The organism is Rhodococcus sp. MALMAid1271, assembly GCF_049195265.1.
In the GTDB taxonomy this organism is placed as follows: Bacteria; Actinomycetota; Actinomycetes; order Mycobacteriales; family Mycobacteriaceae; genus Rhodococcoides.
The window spans coordinates 1-16,630 of sequence record NZ_JBMIRQ010000090.1 but is presented as its reverse complement, the minus strand read 5'-3'; the positions used below and the strand labels follow the sequence as shown (position 1 = coordinate 16,630).

Here is a 16,630-nt window from a genome sequence, read left to right as displayed (position 1 = left end):
GTACATCGAACGGTATGCACAGCATCAGAACCGGAACCGGAAAGCCGTTGATCCTCGTCCACGGGCTCGGGTCATCCCACCGAAACTGGGACCCCATCGTTGCGGCCCTCGCCGCACACCGCGAGGTGATCGCCCTCGATCTGCCCGGATTCGGCCAGACTCCACCGCTTCCCGAGGTCAGCATCGCCACCCTCACCGACGCACTGCGCACGTACCTCGACGACGAAGGACTGGCCGACGCAGATCTCGTCGGTAGCTCCATGGGCGCACGCATGGTGGTCGAGCTCGCTCGCCGCGGGCATCGAGGTTCGATGGTGGCACTCGATCCCGGCGGATTCTGGAACGACCGACAGGTCAAGATCTTCGGAGCCACGATCACCGCATCGCTGGCGCTGATGAAGCACGTTCAGCCGCTGGTGCCCTTCCTGGCAGGCAATCCGGTCACGAGAACGGCTGCGTTGGCTCAGTTCTCGGCTGCGCCGTGGAAACTGCCGAGCGGACTCGTCGAACGCGAGCTCAGGGGCTTCTCGACCAAGGCATCTCCGTCGCTCGACGCCGCTCGCAAGGCGCTGATCCACGGGCCCAAGCAGATGGGGGCCACCCAAGGGTCTCTGCAGGGCTCGCTGCTCATCGGCTGGGGTCGGCAGGACAAGGTGACCACGCCGAGCCAGGCAGCGGTGGCGATGGAGCGATTCCCCGATGCCACCCTGCACTGGTTCGACAAATGCGGTCATTTCCCGCACTGGGATCAGCCTGTCGAGACGGCGCGAGTGATCCTGCGTGCGACGGGTCGGTAGCCGTTTCGGCCTCGAGTCAGCCGTTCCACCAAGGCCGCAACGGTAGACCGGCCTGCCCCTTCGGTCCGAGCTTGACGGCCAGAACCTGGTGCAGCTGAACTACATTGCGCTCGAATCCCAGGCGGGATCCGGCCATGTACAGGCCCCATACCCGGGCCGTTCCTTCGCCTGCCTCGGCAACACACGCGTCCCAGTTGTCGACGAGGTTCTGGCACCATCCGGCGAGAGTCAGTGCGTAGTGCTCGCGCAGGTTCTCCTCGTGGCGGACCTCGAGTCCGACATCCTGGATCTCGGTGATGATCCGGCCGGAGCCGGTGAGCTCCCCGTCGGGGAAGACATACCGGTCGATGAAACTGCCTGCCTTGGCATGCGACCGGTTGTCGGGACGAGTGATCGAGTGGTTGAGCAGTCTGCCGCCGTCACGCAGTTTGGACTGAATGAAGGTGAAGTACGACGGGTAGTTGTGCACACCGATGTGCTCGGTCAGGCCGATGGACGAGACGGCGTCGAAGTTGGTCTCGGCCACATCGCGGTAATCGGAGAAGCGCACCTCGGCGAGTTCGGAGAGCCCTTCGTCGACGATGGCCCGCTGCGCCCACGAGGCCTGCTCCTGCGACAGCGTCACGCCGATCACGCGGACGCCGCGTCGAGCGGCGTAACGCACCATCGAGCCCCACCCACAGCCGATGTCGAGCAGACGATCTCCCGGTTGCAGTCCCAGTTTGTCGAATACCAGGCGGTACTTGTTCTCCTGTGCGGCTTCCAGAGACTGATCGGCGCGCTCGAAGGCGGCGCAGGTGTACGTCATCGATGGTCCGAGCACCTTCTCGTAGAAGGCGTTGGACACGTCGTAGTGGTGGTGGATCGCATCGGCGTCGCGAGTCTTGGAATGGCGCAGGCCCTCGGCGATACGACGCCACCGCGGAATCGCTTCCTGAGGTGGGGGAGCGATCGGCCGCAACACATCCCAACCGAGCGAACGAGTGATCGACGCCAGTGTCATGGCCGACGGGCGACGGAAGTGCAGTTCGTCGCCCATCAGTGCAAGCAACTCGTACGGATCGCCCGGGTGGACGCCGATGGCTTCGAGATCGCCGGACACGTAGGCGCGCGCCATACCGAGATCGCCGGGAGCTGTTGCCAGGTAGGTGGTTCCGCGCGGGCTCTTGAGGTTGAGCCCGATCTTCGCGTCCTCGGGGCCGGCCGCGCTGCCGTCGTACGCGGTGAAACGCAGCGGGATGTTGCCATCGGAGATCAGTTCCAGAATCTCGGAGATCTTGAGCTTCTGGGCACCGTTCACCGTGCGATTGCCGGAGTCCTTGAACGTCGTCATCTGCGTTGCACCGCCTTCGAGTACAAATCCAGCAATCGGGATTCGGGATCGTATTTCTTCTTCAGTTCTTCGTACTTCTCGCCGCCGTACAGCTCGGCGAATTCATCCTCGGTGTAGTAAGCATCCGAGTACAGCGATTTATGCCCGTCGAAGTCGGTGACCTTCTTCTCGATGGCGCGGTTCGCAGCACCTTCGGGTTCCCCGGCGACGATCGGGACCGAGGACCAGAAGCCGATGTTGACGTAGGTGCGTTTCGGTTCGAGCGGGTACAGCGGCCACGGCCGAGCAGCGTTGGCTCCTGGAGCTGCCGGTTCGCGAAGGCGCAACGGGCACAACCACAACGGCTCGATGGGGATCTCACCCAGGAACCAGTGCACGAAGGCTGCGGTGTGTTCGATGGGAACCTCGACGTCCTGTACGACGCGTTCGCGCGGCGGGTTTCCCTTGCGCTTCTCGAGTCGGTCGGCGATGTCGTACTTGCGATCGAGGGCGATCAACTTCCAGTAGAAGCTGCTGCGTCGGTATTTGCGCGGCCAGAAGCGGCGAATTCTCGGGTTCTGTGTCCCGAATGCGCGTGAGCACCAGAACCAGTCGGTGTCCCACCGCCACAGATAATCGTGAATGGTGAGCCGGTCGGTCTTCGGCATCGCCGAATCGTGTTGGATCGAGCGGTAGAAGATCTCGGCACCGGTGTAATCGCTGACCGGTCCGGGCTCGTCGGTCTGGACCCCGAGCGTGAGGTAGCTTTCGTCGGCGCTGAAGACCACGCCGTCGAGGTACTGGACTTCGATTCCCTCGTACTCGCGCCGGGTGACGATGGCGTCCATCGTGGCCTGCAGCGAGTCCAGATCGTGGAATCGTAGGTGGCGCAACGCAACATAGGGCAGTACCGGCTCGAGCTGAATTCTCAGTCGCGTGGAGTAGCCGAGGGTGCCGTACGAGTTGGGGAATCCCCAGTAGAGGTCCGCGTGCTCGCCCTCGGGCGTCGCGGTGATGATCTCGCCGTTGCCGGTCAGTACGTCGATCTCGAGCACCGACTCGTGCGGGAGCCCGCTACGGAACGATGTCGACTCGATACCGAGGCCGGTGACGGCCCCGCCGAGCGTGATGGTTTTGAGCTGCGGGACGACGAGAGGGGCCAACCCGTAGGGGAGCGTCGCATCGACGAGATCCTCGTACGTGCACATTCCCGCGACATCGGCGGTGTGGTTGTCGGGATCGACGGAGATGACCTTGCTCAGGCCGGACACGTCCAGTCCGGGTGTCGTCGATGTGGTCCTGGCCCGAAACAGGTTGGACGTCTTCTTCGCCAGACGCACCGTCGCATCGGTCGGGATCGCGCGATAGCTGCGCAGCAGCTGCTCGACGCCCGACCGGTGCGCTGCGTAACCACTCTCCCTCGGTTCTGGCCGTCGTCCGAGGAAAGCACTCACTGAAGCCACATACAGACGCTATATCTCGTACCGGCTGGTATCCAGCGGCGGAGGCAATCGAGCACGGAAACTTCACGTAACTGTTGCCGAGGAGCTCGGGTGAATCCGAGCAAATCGGACAAATGGTTGCATCATGCATGCATTTTGTTCGAGGCTGCGGGTGTCGTATGAAGCACGTCACATATTCCTCGACGTGATGCCGAACGCAGCCGCCGGGAAGTGCAGGATGGATGTACAAACTAATTCGCTATCGAAGGAGAACAGTTCCGTGGGTCAGGTCAGGGCATCCAGTTCCGCAACCATTGCTGCCACACCGGATCGGGTACTCGCCGCCCTCTCCGACTACGAGACCGTGCGTCCACGCATCCTGCCTCAGCAGTACCGCGACTACGAGGTCGTCGAGGGTGGGCAGGGAAATGGAACCGTGGCCAAGTGGACCCTGCAGGCCACCGAGAAGCGAGTACGCAACGTCGCAGCGACCGTCACCGTCGACGGCACCACCATCACCGAGCGTGACGCCAACTCCTCCATGGTCACCACCTGGACGGTAGCTCCGGACGGCAGCGGCAGCACCGTCACCACCACCACGGAGTGGAAGGGCGCGGGCGGAATCGGCGGATTCTTCGAGAAGACCTTCGCGCCCCTGGGCTTGAAGAAGATCCAGGCCGCGACGCTGGAGAACCTGCGCCGCGAACTGATCTAGGCGGAAGTCCAGTCGCGTCGTGGGGTCGAGCGTCGCCGATGACCGTGCGACTACGCTGGTGTTCGCTTCGACCCACGCGAGAGGACGGCACAGTGCAACCCGGTGAGCAGCCCGACATGGCATCGATCCTGCAGCAGGCCCAGCAGATGCAGCAGCAGCTGATGGCGGCGCAGGCCGAGATCGCGGAAACCGAAGTGACGGGCCAGGCAGGCGGCGGGCTCGTCGTCGCCACCGTCAAGGGAACCGGTGAGGTGGTCGGACTGACCATCGACCCCAAGATCGTCGACCCGGACGATGTCGAGACCCTGCAGGACCTGGTGATCGGTGCCATCGCAGATGCAGCGAAAGCAGCTCAGGCCGTGACGAGCGAGAAGCTCGGCCCCCTCGCCGGTGGACTCGGCGGCATGCCCGGCCTGCCCGGGTTCTAGCCGGTGTACGAAGGTCCGGTACAGGATCTGATCGACGAACTCGGCAAATTTCCCGGCGTCGGTCCGAAAAGTGCTCAGCGCATAGCCTTTCACCTGCTCGCCGTCGAGCCGCCCGAGGTGGACCGGCTCATGCGTGCGCTGCAGCGTATTCGCGACGGCGTGCAGTTCTGCATCGTGTGCGGCACGGTCTCGGACAAGGAGCTGTGCCGAATCTGCGCTGATTCACGCCGCGACAGATCCATCATCTGCGTCGTCGAAGAACCCAAAGATGTTCAGGCCGTGGAGCGTACGCGAGAGTTCAAAGGCCGCTACCACGTCCTCGGCGGAGCGCTCGATCCACTGAACGGAGTGGGCCCGGATCAGCTTCGCATTCGAGAATTGTTGACTCGTGTGGGAACTCAGGACGACGGCGTCGACGTCACCGAGGTCATCATTGCCACCGACCCCAACACCGAGGGCGAAGCCACGGCCACCTATCTGGTGCGCATGATGCGCGATTTCCCCGGCCTGTCCATCACGCGCCTGGCCTCGGGTCTACCCATGGGCGGGGATCTCGAATTTGCCGACGAGTTGACGCTCGGGCGCGCGTTGACCGGGCGACGGCGTATGTAGAGCGGCTTCGCCGCACGTGCACGAAACTTCGTAGCAGTGGTCGAGTTTCTGCTCACGACCCGAAGTTGTACACAGCCTGTGGATAGATTCTGACGCTGTCACCTCAAACCGGCCATCCTGAGGTCCATGAGGACGAGACCAGTCGGTGCGTGGCAGCGAATGCTGGACGATCAGCACGGAATCATCACCACAAAACAGATGCATGCGTTTGGCGTCAACAAGGACTCGATCGGCCACTGCGTGGAAAACGGGCAGTGGCTGAGAGTGTTTCGGGGAGTCATCTCGGTCACCAATGGGCCTTTGACACGTGAGATGCATTTGTCTGCAGCATTGCTGTACGCAGGGCGGGGAGCACTACTCAGTCACACCACCGCCGCTGAGGAGTGGGGGTGGGTTCGGCCTGGTCCAGGCCCGGTTCACGTCACCGTTCCCTACGGCTGCTCCGCCACCAGCAGACCACCGACGATGCGCCACGCCAAGCGGAACGTCACTTCGGAGAGCAACGCGCAAATCCATCCCGGCGTGATCGTGCACCGTTCCCGAGCCATAAGCCACATCGGTGTCGAGACGAATCCGGCGCGAACGAGCATTGCCGATACGGTCCTGGATCTTGTTGTCGCAGAGTCGACGTCGCGGCAAGCGACTATCACGTTGGTCTCGGCGATGTCCTCGGGCGGTGTGAACGTTGAGGCCATGGCGCGCAAGGTCCAGGTTCGGCGACCGATGCGCTACCTGAAACCGATTCTGCACACACTGACTCTCATGCGCGACGGGGTCCATTCTGCACTCGAGCACCGCTACGCTCTCGACGTGGAGCAGGCGCACGGGCTTCCGGCCGCCCGGCGACAGGCCCCGGTCTTCGTCGATGGCCGGCAACTTTTCGAGGATGTTCGTTACGCGACCTGCGACCTCATCGTCAGGCTCGACGGCCAGGCCTTCCACTCCGCCAAGCAACGTCGTTTTCGAGATCGGCGACGCGACAATGCCGCCGAGCTACGGAACCTGCCGCGCTTGATGTACGGCTGGCACGAAGTAACCGAGGACCCGTGCGGTGTGTACCGAGAGGTCCGTGAGGTGCTGGTGAGAGAGGGATGGAACGACTCGTCGTACCCGTGCGAGCAGTGCACCCTTGTGAGTGGAAACTCGTAGTGGGCTACGAGATTACGTTCACGTGCGGCGAAGCCGCTCCCTGCGCAATTGCGCAACCTCGGGCAGCTCGAGGGGAGCGAGGGTCGTCCCCAGCGCACGCTCGAGCAGGTAATCCGCCAGCTCGGGGTTTCGGGCGAGGACCGGCCCGTGCATGTAGGTGCCGAGCACAGACCCCTGTACGACGCCCTCGCGTCCGTCGCCGACGCCGTTACCCACGCCGTGGGTGACCTTGGCCAAAGGCGACGCATCGAGTCCGAGTGTTGTTCCGCCGCGGTGGTTCTCGAAACCGGTGAGTTTATGGGTGAGTCCGTCGAGTGCGGGTTCGGTGACGACCTCACCGATCGAGCGCGTGGCCTGCGGGGCGGTGGTGACGTCGAACAACGAGATGCCGTCGACGCGTTCGCCTGCGGAGGTCTCGTACCAGTGGCCGAGTACCTGGATCGCGGCGCAGATGGCGAGCACCGGAGCGCCGCGGGCCGCGGCGTTCTGCAGACCCGGGTATCGAGTGAGGTGACGCGTGGCCAGGCGCTGTGCTGAATCCTCGGCTCCGCCAAGGGTGTACACGTCGAGTGAATCGGGAACCGGATCGCTGAGGGTGATCTGCACTACCTCGGCGTCGATGTCTCGCATGCGGAGCCGCTGCCGCAGGATGAGCGCATTGCCGTTGTCGCCGTAGGTGCCCATCACGTCGGGCAGGACGAGGCCGATACGAACGGTGGACTCAGACATCTCTCGTCTCCCGGGCCAGTGCGCGTCCGAGATCGCGGAACGCGGTGTAGTTGGCGAGTACTTCCACGCGTCCTGGCGGGCAGGAAGCGATGGCCTGCAACGGATCTGCAACGGTGGTATGCGGCGAGCCGGCGTAGAGCAGCCGCACCCCCAGGTCGGTCGCACGTTCACCGGACGCGACCACGGCGACGTTCTCGAAGTGCTCGAAGCGAACGTCCCACAACCACGAGAGATCCTCGCCGTCCGGTACCTGACCGTTGACGGCGATGACGAGGCCGTCGACCGTGGGGTCGATCATCGACAACGCTTCCTGCCATCCGGCGGGATTCTTCGCGAGAAGCATACGGACGGAATGCGATCCGTACTCGATCGTGGAGTAGCGTCCGGCCACTTCGTCCACGCCCGACGCGGCGGCGACGGCATCTTCAGGTGTCGCGCCGAGTGTCACCGCGGCGGCTACGGCTTGAGCCGCATTGCCGCGGTTGGCTTTTCCGGGCAGAGCCAACGACATCGGCAGGACGAGCCCGTCCGGCCCGTAGAGGTTCTCGTCGTCGAGCCACCAGTCCGGCGTCGGACGCTTGAAGTCGCTACCGGTGCTGTACCAGTGCTCGCCCTCCCACAGAATGGGCTCGCCCGTGCGGGGGCAGCTGACCGAGTCGCCAGCCCACCCGCCACCGGCGGCCACCCACACGACATTCGGGGCGTCGAATGCAGCCGAGGTGACCAGGACGTCGTCGCAGTTGGCGATGACAACGGTCTCGGGGTGCCGGGCCAGTCCGGCGCGCAGCTTGCGTTCGATCATGTTGATCTCGCCCACCCGGTCGAGCTGGTCGCGACTGAGGTTGAGCAGCACGATGGCGGCGGGGTCGACGGCGTCGGCCACATGAGGCACGTGCAGTTCGTCGACCTCGAGGGCAGCGAGCGCGGCATCGAAGTGGGCGTGCAGGGCGGCGACGATGCCCGCGTCCATGTTCGCGCCGTCGGCCTGGGTGGCGACATCACCGAGCGTGGACAGTGCGGCCGCTGTCATTCTGGTGGTGGTGGATTTTCCGTTGGTGCCGGTGACGATGACGGTGCGTCGGTCGCGGCCGAGCTCGCCGAGGATGTTCGGATCGATCTTGAGTGCGACGAGTCCGCCGATCATCGAGCCCTTGCCCCGGCCTGCCTTGCGGGACGCCCAGGTCGCCAGCTCCGCCGCGCGCAGTGCCACCCGGCCACGTGCGCCGATACGTCTGCGCTCACCCACTTCAACCATCCGCCGAGTCTGGCACAGAAGACTGCACAGTTTCACCTCGGCGACCACGACTCTTCGGCCCTTCGGCCCGCTCGTGTCGCTGCCCTCACACCGGCACTTTCTCTCGGGCTTCGGCAGGTCGCCGAACGGACATGCCGCCGAGGCAACCGCCGATCACGACGACACCGCCGATCAGTGCCAGCACCGACGGGGTCTCGCTCAAGAAGATCCACGCGGCGGCGATGCCGACGACGGGAACCAGCAGCGAGAACGGCGCGACAAGTCCGGCGGGATTGCGGCTCATCAGAACGGTCCACAGTCCGCTGCCGATGATGGTGGCAGGAATCACGATGTAGGCCAACGCGACCAGACCGGGCCAACCCTGCGGGCCGAAGGCGTCGGACACTGCGTGCCACCCGGCGCTCGGGCCTTCGACGGCAGCGGACAGCGCCAGCATCGGGATCGGCGGTACGACGGTCATCCACAGCATCAGCCGCATCGGAGATTCGGCCTTGGCGAGTCGGTTTCCCAGGTTTCCGAAGGCCCAGCCGAGTCCGGCGAGGAGGGTCAGGATCACCGGAAGCAGGGTGGCGTTGTTGGCGCGATCCCAGCCGATCAGCACCATGCCGAGCACTGCGACCGCGATGCCGATCGCTTGCCTGCGGGTGACGTGTTCGCGCAGCAGGACGGCCCCGAGTACGACGGTGAACGGGGCGGACGACTGCAGCACGAGCGAGGCCAATCCGGTGGGCATACCGGCCGCCATCGCTGCGAACAGGAAGGCGAACTGGAGGAAGCCGAAGCCGAAGCCGTAGAGCAGCAGCCACTTCAGCGGCACCCTCGGACGGGGGATGAACAGTACGACCGGAACGGCGATCACCAGGAAGCGCAGAGCTGCGAAGAAGAACGGCGGAAAGTGGTCCAGTCCGACGCGTATGGCGAGGAAGTTGAGCCCCCACAGCACGACGACGGTCAGTCCGAGGAGGCGGTCGCGAGTGGTCATGCTGCTCATCCTGAAGGGCGTAAACAGTCAGCACAATCGAATAAAAACGCATCAACAGTTAAGATTTACTGCATGAATGTGGAGCGGCTTCGGATCATGCGCGAGCTCGCCGATCGCGGCACCGTCGCCGCTGTAGCCGACGCGATGTCGATGACACCATCGGCGGTATCCCAGCAACTCAAGCTGCTGGCCCGAGAAGCCGGTGTCTCGCTCCTCGAACCCGATGGACGCCGGCTCCGGCTCACCGACGCCGGGCGTGCATTGGTGCTCAGGGCCGACGACGTCCTCGCCGCCCTCGCCCGCGCAACGGCTGAAATGGAGCGATATCGAGCGTCCCCGCGGGGACGCGTCCGAGTCGCGCTGTTCCCCTCCGGAGCCGCGCTGCTGCTGCCGGGGGTGCTGACGAGGCTGGCGAACTCGGACGTGGACATCGATGCGCGCGACGAGGACCTGCCGGCATCCTCGGTGCCGCAGCTGCTCGCCGACTACGACGTCGTGCTCACGCACCGGGATGAGCGAGCTCCGTCCACCGAAGGTCCGCGCATCGAGGTGACACCCCTGATGCGGGAACCCATCGACCTGGTGCTGCCGCCCGGGCATGCTCTGGCACAGCACGACACGGTGGACCTCCGAGAATTGGCCGACGAGCGCTGGATCAGCGTTCGGGGTGGATTCCCGGTCGACGACGTACTGCTCTCGGTGGCCGCTGCGACCGGCGTAGAACCGCGAGTAGTTCAGCGCGTGAACGACTTTCGCGTGACCGAGACTCTCGTCGCCGCGGGCCACGGCGTGGCGCTGATGCCCCGATACGCCGTCGTGCATCCGGGTCTGGTGCGCCGAGAACTGTCCGGCGTGCGGGCCGGACGGATCTACGAACTGGCGACGCGACCGGACGCGGGCAGGCTACCGGCGATCGCCGCTGTGCTCGACGCATTCCGGGCGGAAGCGGACTACAGCACGGCGCAGTGGCCTTCGGTGTCCTGAACCAGTCCCGATCCGCTTCCAGCAAGGGTGCCTCGTGAGACCGCGAAAATGCCGCCCGTTCGTGATGAACAGGCGGCATCTCGTCGAGCGGAGAACTTACTTCAGCGCGCGGTTCACGGCCGAGACCACGGCGCGCAGCGAGGCAGTGGTGATCGACGTCGCGATTCCGACTCCCCACACCGTGCTGGCGACTCCGGCAGGGGAGGTGACCGAGGCCTCGACATAGGCCGCGGCCTGGGCGTCGTCGCCTGCGGACATGGCGTGCTCGGAGTAGTCCAGGACGCTGACGTCGAATCCGATGGTCGACAATGCGTCGACGAACGACGCGAGTGGGCCGTTGCCGGATCCGGAGATCTCCTGCTCCACGCCGTCGACCTTGACCGTCGCGGTGATCGTGTCGGTTCCGCCGTCGTGCTCGGCTGCCACCACCGACTGCTTGATGCGCTCGAGCGGGCGGATCGGGGTCAGGTACTCCTCGGCGAAGACGTCCCACATCTCCTTGGGCGAGACCTCACCGCCCTCACCGTCGGTGATGCGCTGCACGGCCTGGGAGAACTCGATCTGCAGGCGACGCGGCAGGTTCAAACCGTGGTCGGACTTCATGATGTACGCGACGCCACCCTTGCCGGACTGCGAGTTGACGCGAATAACGGCCTCGTACGTGCGTCCGACGTCCTTCGGGTCGACAGGCAGATAAGGAACCTGCCAGGTCACATCCCCGATGTCCGAACCCTGTTCGTCCGCAGTGACTTTCATGGCGTCGAGGCCCTTGTTGATGGCGTCCTGGTGGCTGCCGGAGAAGGCGGTGTAGACCAGGTCGCCGCCGTAGGGGTGGCGCTCGGCGACGGGAAGTTGGTTGCAGTACTCCACAGTTCGGCGGACCTCGTCGATGTTGGAGAAGTCGATCTGCGGGTCGACGCCACGAGTGAACAGGTTCAGGCCGAGGGTGACCAGGCAGACATTGCCGGTGCGCTCGCCGTTGCCGAACAGGCAGCCCTCGATCCGGTCTGCGCCGGCCTGGTATCCGAGTTCTGCTGCGGCGACACCGGTTCCGCGGTCGTTGTGCGGGTGCAGTGACAGCACGATGCTGTCGCGGCGGTCCAGATTGCGGCTCATCCACTCGATCGAATCGGCGTAGACGTTCGGTGTCGCCATCTCGACGGTGGCCGGCAGGTTCAGGATCAGCGGCTTGTCGGGTGTGGGATCGATGATCGCGGTGACCGCGTCGCACACCTCCTTGGCGTAGCTGAGCTCGGTGCCGGTGTACGACTCGGGGGAGTACTCGTAGCGCCAGTCGGTATCGGGGAACTTGGCCGCTTCCTCGAGCACCTTGGACGCGCCATCGGTCGCGATCTTCTTGATGACCTCACGATCGGCCCGGAACACCACTCGGCGCTGCAGGATCGACGTCGAATTGTAGAAATGCACGATGACGCTGCGCGCGCCCTCGCACGCGACGAAGGTGCGCTCGATCAGCTCGGGACGGCACTGCGTCAGGACCTGAATGGTGACGTCGTCGGGGATCGCGCCGTCCTCGATGATCTCGCGGACGAAATCGAAATCGGTCTGACTTGCCGAAGGGAAGCCGACCTCGATCTGCTTGTAGCCCATCCGCACCAGCAGATCGAACATCCGGCGCTTGCGGGCGGGGCTCATCGGATCGATCAGCGCCTGGTTGCCATCGCGCAGGTCCACCGCGCACCACTGCGGGGTGCGGTCGATGACCTTGTCCGGCCAGGTGCGGTCGGGGAGGGTGATGGCTTCCACTTCCTCGGCGAACGGCCGATAGCGGAACGTGGGCATCGAGGAGTTCTTCTGGGTGTTCCAGGCAGGCTGATCGCTGGGCGCGGGCCGCGAGGGCGGGGTGATGGTGCGAGTTCCCGAGGTGAAAGCGTCGGCTGGTGACATGGTCTTCGTCTCTCCGTACAGATCAAAGCAATGTGTTCGACCGGCGCAACGAACCCCGCGACGGGAAGCCAGTCTGGTCTCAGACCCCGTCGCGGCTGTTAAGAAGGAGAGCTCGCAGCATGTGGTGAGTGTACTACCGCGCGCTCACGGTCTACCCGAGGGTTGAGGAGTCGAATTTTCCCGCCACGATCTCGTGTTTGCGCTGCCAGAGCTCGATGTCGTTCAGTCGTCCGACATCGGCGTCGGTCCAACACTGCGCGAGCAGTTCGTAACCGAGGCGATCGACCTCCGCATGCTGCGGCCACACGCGATGTGCCCACCGTCGATCGTTGTGCGCCGCTTCTACTCCCGCAAGCGCCGCACCCACCAACTCGAATTGCACATCTCGTTGAAGCGCCAGAGTTTCCGGTGCCGTGACCGAGTGCGTCTGCAGCCGCGTCAACAATGCGTCGGTCAAGCGGAGAACCTGCCGATCGGCTCGCAGCAACGCGCGGCGAAAGGCGCCCGGCAACAACAGCCACAGAGTGGCGAACGCGACGGCGACACCCACCGAGGTCTCCACGACACGATCGACGACGAGGCCGCCGAGCGGGGCACCCGGGTGCGAGATGGTGCCCATCAGCAATGCGAGCGGAGTGATGAAGGTGACCGCAAGCCCGTAGTTGCGCGGCACCGAGATCTCGATCGCGAACTGCAGCAGCATCATCAGCGCGATCACGGCGAGGCCCCCGAGAGGCGAGAGATAGATCGCGGAGAACACCACAACACCCGCCAGGGTCCCGCCGAGCCGTTGCAGCCCCCGATACGTCCCGTGCAGTCGATCAGGGCCCTGCTGCAGCACCAGAACCGCGCCGAGGATGGCCCAGTCCGGTCTGCTCAGATCCAGCGCCACACTGATCCCGCCCGCGACCGCTGCCGCGCAGAACACCCGAATCGCGGTGGACGACGCATGCGAATCACGATGCAGCGAGCGGCGCAACCGGTACCCGACCCCCGGCCGAGCCAACGGCAACTGATCGCGCGGTGATTCCACCGCACCGTCGGGATCCGGCACCGAACCGGCGCGCGCCGAGGTTGCTGCCGCAAACGCCCGATGCGCGTCGAACAAGGTCTCGACCAGGTGGGGCCTCGATGCCAACCGAGCAGAGCCTGCGTCGTAGAGCGCGGCCCAGGCACCGTGCAACCGGGCGGCGGCGGTGTGACGATCGGCCGCCGACGGCGTCGGCGCGCTCGTGTACTTCTCGATCGCTCCCACCGCAGCGGCGACGGCCGAGCGTTCGGGTCCGCGCGGATCCCACAACACTCCCGACATCGCCACCACCAGCGCCGACGCGACCCCCAGGGCGGCGAACGCGGCCCCACGTTCGGCGCTGATGCCCGCAGCGGGCAGATACGACGACACCGCGCACACCAGGACGAAGAAGAACGCGCCCGGTGGTCCCAGCCGCAACGCGGCAATGACGTAGACCGCTACGAGGGCGAGCAGAGACAGCGTCGCGACCGGAATCATCCGTGCTGCCGGCGTCTGACCCAGATCGAGGGCGATCTGCCCGGACATCGCACCCAACCAGACCGAGCTGACCAGTGCCGCGCCCGCGATCAACACCACCGACCAGCGCGACCGATACGGCCGCCCCTCGCCGTAGATGACCGCAAAACTCCCGGAGACCAGTAGCAACGCCTCGGAATGGAATCCCAGAATCCACGCCGTGATCGCCGGAATTCCGAACGCCAGCGCCGAACGCACACCACCGGGCCACACGCGACCGACGGGAGGCAACCCGAACAGCACCCGCAGACCTCTCGGAGGCGGGGGCGGTTGGTGCTCGGGAAAACTCACCCGATCATCGTAGGGCAGGCGTATCCGCAGGCGAGAGGGGCTAAAGTCCCAGCTCGGAGCCACCCGGGCCACGACACGAGGTGCCAACTCGGTAAGGTGACCGCGAACGAACTCACGATAATTTTCCGATAGTTGGCTATCCAGCGGAGGTAAGACGCGTGGCTCTGATCGTCCAGAAGTACGGTGGGTCGTCGGTGGGAACCGCCGAACGCATCCGACGCGTCGCTGAACGAATCGTCGAGACCAAGAAGGCAGGCAACGACGTCGTCGTGGTCGTGTCGGCCATGGGCGATACCACCGACGAACTGCTCGACCTGGCACAGCAGGTGTGCCCGGCCCCGCCTGCCCGCGAGATGGACATGCTGCTCACCTCGGGTGAACGCATCTCCAACGCGCTCGTCGCGATGGCGATCCACTCGCTCGGCGCCGAGGCGCGGTCGTTCACCGGATCCCAGGCAGGCGTCGTCACCACCAGCGTGCACGGCAACGCCAAGATCATCGACGTCACCCCCGGTCGCGTGCGGAGCGCACTCGACGAGGGCTCGATCGTGCTCGTCGCCGGCTTCCAGGGCGTCAGCCAGGACAGCAAGGACGTCACCACCCTCGGTCGTGGCGGCTCGGACACCACCGCCGTTGCGCTCGCCGCAGCACTGAACGCCGACGTGTGCGAGATCTACACCGATGTCGACGGAATCTTCACGGCCGATCCGCGCATCGTTCCCAACGCCCGCCACCTCGACACGGTCTCGTTCGAGGAGATGCTCGAGATGGCGGCCTGCGGCGCGAAAGTGCTGATGCTGCGCTGCGTCGAATATGCCCGTCGCTACAACGTTCCCGTACACGTGCGCTCGTCGTACACCACGAAACCCGGAACGATCGTCTCCGGATCTATGGAGGACATTCCAGTGGAAGAAGCAATTCTCACCGGCGTCGCGCACGATCGCAGCGAGGCGAAGGTCACCGTCGTCGGGCTGCCCGACACACCTGGCTATGCCGCCAAAGTGTTTCGCGCCGTGGCAGATTCCGAGATCAACATCGACATGGTGCTGCAGAACGTGTCCAAGATCGACACCGGCAAGACCGACATCACCTTCACCTGCCCCAAGGCCGACGGCCCAACGGCAGTGGAGAAGCTCACCAAGCTGCAGGCCGAGATCGGCTTCACTCAGGTGCTCTACGACGACCACATCGGCAAGGTCTCGCTCGTCGGTGCCGGCATGAAGAGCCACCCCGGCGTCACCGCGACGTTCTGTGAGGCCCTCGCCGACGCCGGCATCAACATCGACCTCATCAGCACCTCGGAGATCCGTATCTCGGTGCTGTGCAGCGACACTCAGCTCGACGACGCGGTACGCGCCCTGCACGCCGCTTTCGATCTGGGCGGCGACGAAGAAGCCGTCGTACACGCAGGAACAGGACGGTAGAGATGACCACAGTTGCAGTCGTAGGAGCCACCGGCCAGGTCGGTGCCGTCATGCGAACCCTGTTGGAGGAGCGCAACTTCCCCGCCGACACCGTTCGATTCTTCGCTTCCGCCCGGTCGGCGGGCAAGAAGCTGCCGTTCCGCGGCGAGGAGATCATCGTCGAGGACGCCTCCACCGCCGATCTCACCGGAATCGACATCGCCTTGTTCTCGGCCGGTGCCACCCTTTCGCGTGAGCAGGCACCGCGGTTCGCCGCAGCAGGGGCGACCGTCATCGACAACTCCTCGGCGTTCCGCAAGGACTCCGACGTGCCGCTGGTGGTCAGCGAGGTCAACCCCGAGGCGGCGAAGAACCCGCCCCGCGGCATCATCGCCAACCCCAACTGCACCACCATGGCCGCAATGCCCGTGCTCAAGGTGCTGCACGACGAGGCGGGCCTGCAGCGCCTGATCGTCTCCAGCTACCAGGCCGTCTCCGGTAGCGGACTCGCCGGTGTCGAGGAACTCGCCACCCAGGCGCGCGCCGTCATCGGCGACGTCGAAAAACTGGTGCACGACGGTTCCTCGGTGGATTTCCCGGCCCCGAACAAGTACGTCGCACCCATCGCCTTCAACGTTCTGGCGCTCGCCGGTGCGTTGGTGGACGACGGCTCCGGCGAAACCGACGAGGACCAGAAACTGCGCAACGAATCGCGCAAGATCCTTGGACTGCCGGACCTGCTGGTCAGTGGCACCTGCGTCCGCGTTCCGGTGTTCACCGGTCACTCGCTGTCGATCAACGCCGAGTTCGGTTCACCGTTGTCGGTGGAGCGGGCCCGTGAGCTGCTTGCGTCCGCCCCCGGTGTTTCGCTGGTGGACGTGCCGACGCCGCTCGAAGCAGCAGGCAAGGACGACTCTCTTGTGGGCCGCATTCGCCAGGACCCGGGTGTTCCCGAGGGCCGTGGACTCGCGTTGTTCGTCTCGGGCGACAACCTTCGCAAGGGTGCCGCACTGAACACGATTCAGATCGCCGAACTGCTGGTCTGACGTCGTGCGCCTTTTGCGTACCTGGAGG

Annotated in this window: 15 protein-coding genes; 8 read left to right on the top strand and 7 right to left on the bottom strand. The window is 65.0% G+C overall.

What is annotated here, in order from left to right; genetic code table 11:
• Positions 1-14 precede the first annotated feature (14 nt).
• Positions 15-797 (top strand): alpha/beta fold hydrolase, encoded by a 783-nt coding sequence (locus ACOQFP_RS13320; protein WP_341244401.1) that lies wholly within the window; start codon positions 15-17, stop codon positions 795-797.
• Between the two features lie 16 nt (positions 798-813).
• Here the strand turns inward: ACOQFP_RS13320 and ACOQFP_RS13315 are convergent, their stop codons facing one another.
• Positions 814-2,130 (bottom strand): class I SAM-dependent methyltransferase, encoded by a 1,317-nt coding sequence (locus ACOQFP_RS13315; RefSeq protein ID WP_421584580.1) that lies wholly within the window; start codon positions 2,128-2,130, stop codon positions 814-816.
• On the bottom strand, positions 2,127-3,572 hold the full coding sequence (locus ACOQFP_RS13310; protein WP_206490951.1) for an FAD-binding oxidoreductase: 1,446 nt from the start codon (positions 3,570-3,572) through the stop codon (positions 2,127-2,129). Before ACOQFP_RS13310 ends, ACOQFP_RS13315 begins: the two co-directional genes overlap by 4 nt.
• A gap of 259 nt (positions 3,573-3,831) precedes the next feature.
• Here ACOQFP_RS13310 and ACOQFP_RS13305 point away from each other — a divergent pair, with 259 nt between their 5' ends.
• From ACOQFP_RS13305 to ACOQFP_RS13290, 4 genes are all read left to right on the top strand, one after another.
• Positions 3,832-4,266: an SRPBCC family protein gene (locus ACOQFP_RS13305; protein ID WP_421584579.1), complete on the top strand. Its 435-nt coding sequence runs from the start codon at positions 3,832-3,834 to the stop codon at positions 4,264-4,266.
• 92 nt (positions 4,267-4,358) lie between these two features.
• Complete coding sequence (locus tag ACOQFP_RS13300) at positions 4,359-4,694, top strand: YbaB/EbfC family nucleoid-associated protein (RefSeq protein WP_206491410.1); 336 nt, start codon at positions 4,359-4,361, stop codon at positions 4,692-4,694.
• A 3-nt stretch (positions 4,695-4,697) separates the two neighbouring features.
• Complete coding sequence (gene recR, locus ACOQFP_RS13295; RefSeq protein WP_206490948.1) at positions 4,698-5,306, top strand: recombination mediator RecR; 609 nt, start codon at positions 4,698-4,700, stop codon at positions 5,304-5,306.
• Between the two features lie 126 nt (positions 5,307-5,432).
• Positions 5,433-6,455, top strand: coding sequence for a hypothetical protein (locus ACOQFP_RS13290; RefSeq protein WP_421584578.1), 1,023 nt, complete (start codon positions 5,433-5,435; stop codon positions 6,453-6,455).
• A gap of 18 nt (positions 6,456-6,473) precedes the next feature.
• Here the strand turns inward: ACOQFP_RS13290 and ACOQFP_RS13285 are convergent, their stop codons facing one another.
• The 3 genes from ACOQFP_RS13285 to ACOQFP_RS13275 all read right to left on the bottom strand — a co-directional run bounded on the left by ACOQFP_RS13285 (position 6,474) and on the right by ACOQFP_RS13275 (position 9,421).
• On the bottom strand, positions 6,474-7,184 hold the full coding sequence (locus ACOQFP_RS13285; RefSeq protein WP_421584577.1) for a type 1 glutamine amidotransferase: 711 nt from the start codon (positions 7,182-7,184) through the stop codon (positions 6,474-6,476).
• Positions 7,177-8,439, bottom strand: coding sequence for a MurT ligase domain-containing protein (locus ACOQFP_RS13280; RefSeq protein ID WP_421584576.1), 1,263 nt, complete (start codon positions 8,437-8,439; stop codon positions 7,177-7,179). The genes ACOQFP_RS13285 and ACOQFP_RS13280 overlap by 8 nt, the downstream gene beginning before the upstream one ends.
• An 85-nt stretch (positions 8,440-8,524) precedes the next feature.
• The gene (locus ACOQFP_RS13275; protein ID WP_421584575.1) at positions 8,525-9,421 is read right to left on the bottom strand and encodes an EamA family transporter; all 897 of its coding nucleotides are present in this window, start codon (positions 9,419-9,421) and stop codon (positions 8,525-8,527) included.
• A gap of 72 nt (positions 9,422-9,493) precedes the next feature.
• Between ACOQFP_RS13275 and ACOQFP_RS13270 the strand changes: the two genes are divergently transcribed.
• Positions 9,494-10,405, top strand: coding sequence for a LysR family transcriptional regulator (locus ACOQFP_RS13270; RefSeq protein ID WP_421584574.1), 912 nt, complete (start codon positions 9,494-9,496; stop codon positions 10,403-10,405).
• A 96-nt stretch (positions 10,406-10,501) separates the two neighbouring features.
• On the opposite strand, the gene leuA is transcribed toward ACOQFP_RS13270, so the two are convergent.
• Positions 10,502-12,313, bottom strand: coding sequence for a 2-isopropylmalate synthase (gene leuA, locus ACOQFP_RS13265; RefSeq protein WP_206490937.1), 1,812 nt, complete (start codon positions 12,311-12,313; stop codon positions 10,502-10,504).
• A gap of 151 nt (positions 12,314-12,464) precedes the next feature.
• Positions 12,465-14,153 (bottom strand): FUSC family protein, encoded by a 1,689-nt coding sequence (locus ACOQFP_RS13260; protein WP_421584573.1) that lies wholly within the window; start codon positions 14,151-14,153, stop codon positions 12,465-12,467.
• A gap of 158 nt (positions 14,154-14,311) precedes the next feature.
• Here ACOQFP_RS13260 and ACOQFP_RS13255 point away from each other — a divergent pair, with 158 nt between their 5' ends.
• Together ACOQFP_RS13255 and ACOQFP_RS13250 are read left to right on the top strand one after the other, a co-directional pair.
• On the top strand, positions 14,312-15,577 hold the full coding sequence (locus ACOQFP_RS13255; protein WP_206490933.1) for an aspartate kinase: 1,266 nt from the start codon (positions 14,312-14,314) through the stop codon (positions 15,575-15,577).
• A 2-nt stretch (positions 15,578-15,579) separates the two neighbouring features.
• Positions 15,580-16,602 carry an aspartate-semialdehyde dehydrogenase gene (locus tag ACOQFP_RS13250; RefSeq protein ID WP_421584572.1) on the top strand — a complete coding sequence of 341 codons (1,023 nt, stop codon included), beginning with the start codon at positions 15,580-15,582 and terminating at the stop codon, positions 16,600-16,602.
• Positions 16,603-16,630: the final 28 nt, after the last annotated feature.